This window comes from Anoxybacillus tengchongensis (assembly GCF_014201585.1).
Lineage (GTDB): Bacteria > Bacillota > Bacilli > Bacillales > Anoxybacillaceae > Anoxybacillus > Anoxybacillus tengchongensis.
Map to the genome: position 1 here is coordinate 1 of NZ_JACHES010000027.1, position 1,601 is coordinate 1,601.

Sequence of the window (1,601 nt, forward strand, 5' to 3'; positions counted from 1 at the left end):
GTTTGAGTCAAGACTTTGTGGGAGATTTTTTTCTCGACCGATTTTATTGGTTATATATGGTTTTATGGACTTGTTTCATGTAAGCGCTTTTATCTGCTCTTATCCTGTAGGTATGTGCCTATATCTGTGTTTTTAAAAACCTTTCAATGCTTGTAATACCTCGTAAATCGGCGTTCCTGAAGACTGACGGAAATACGGAATGTTGTCCCGAATCACTTCCTTCATTCGAGATGAGACGCGTTTCATTGCCTTTTTCACGATCGCTTCTCGTTTCGTTTCTTCTCGTTCTTCCACGCCATACATCACCCCACGGCGTGTCCGAATGAGTAACGTATCTTTTATCGCGACGATCGCTCGCAACATCGCTTCAATCCCTGCATCTTTCCAGCTTCGACCGTTTTTACTTCGTTTCGCAAACACATGCATCGTTCCTTCCGCACTCCCCATCGCTCTCATGTTTGTCGTGTCGATCCCTTTTTCCTTCAGCCATACGCGATAGTCACGCAAACATCCTGGCATCTCCTCGATTCGACGAACAAGCGCCTCGAGTTGCTTTTCCTTCTCCTCATGTTCTAGCGTACCGATGGCACTTGTGAGTTCTCGTAACACCCCCTCTTCATCCCATGACGCGAATGTTTTTCGAATCGCCCGATATCTCGCATGACCTCGGAACAATTGCCGAATCTCTCTCGCCACATGGAACCGATCGAGCTGAAAGTACCCTCTATCTCCGAAATATTCACGACAAGCCGTGATCCATGGTGCACCATCTCCATTGATGACGACCCAATCTTCTAGTGGATCATACCCATATTCTTTCACTAAGAAGCTCTCGACGGCTTCCCAGATTGGCTCATTCGTTTGATGAACATAGTAGCGTCGGTTCACCAAAGAAACTCGTTTGCCGTTTTTCTCCCATCCTTGGTGAATCGTCACGATTTTCTCTTCTTTTCCTTTCATGCGGCTTCGTTGCCGTTTGACGTATAGTCCATCTGCTTCAATGAAAAATACCCGACCTTTTTTCTCCATCTTGCGGTGTCCATCGACTTCTGCCTCGACAATCAACTGGCGTATCGTTTCGTGGCTCATGCACGCATATCCCACTAGTTTTTCTAAGGACTGGGCAGCTTGTCGATACGATGAACCTGTCACTGCCAGATGAATCGCTGTTTCTTCTAACAACGGACTGACTCCATGTGCCCCCTCAAACTGAAGAAAAGCATCCAACAGACAGACATACCTCCGTTTTTCCCGATCGAAGTAATAGTTCCGCTTGACTTCCACTTCTCCAAACATCGTCTGCATCCGTATCAGTCGTTTATCTTTGAGCGCATATCGTTTTTTATCTCGTTTTTCCGCTAATGTGTGATCGATGTCCTCCAACACCTGTTGAAGCAGTTGACCATATTCTTTTTGCATATGCCGAAACAATAACTGTTCAATGTCTTTCCATGTGACTCCATCTGTGATATAATCCTGCATGGGCTCCACTCCTTTCTTTGGTTATTTTTTCGCACTTACTACCTTACAGGAGGAGAGCCCATTTTTCATCTATTTTGCTTACATATCGGACAGGTTCCTGATTATACCAAATCAGGAAC

Annotated in this window: 1 protein-coding gene; it reads right to left on the reverse strand. The window is 45.3% G+C overall.

The features are described from left to right. Positions 1–132 precede the first annotated feature (132 nt). The gene (locus HNQ82_RS14425; protein WP_183250467.1) at positions 133–1,482 is read right to left on the reverse strand and encodes an ISLre2 family transposase; all 1,350 of its coding nucleotides are present in this window, start codon (positions 1,480–1,482) and stop codon (positions 133–135) included. Between the last annotated feature and the right edge of the window lie 119 nt (positions 1,483–1,601).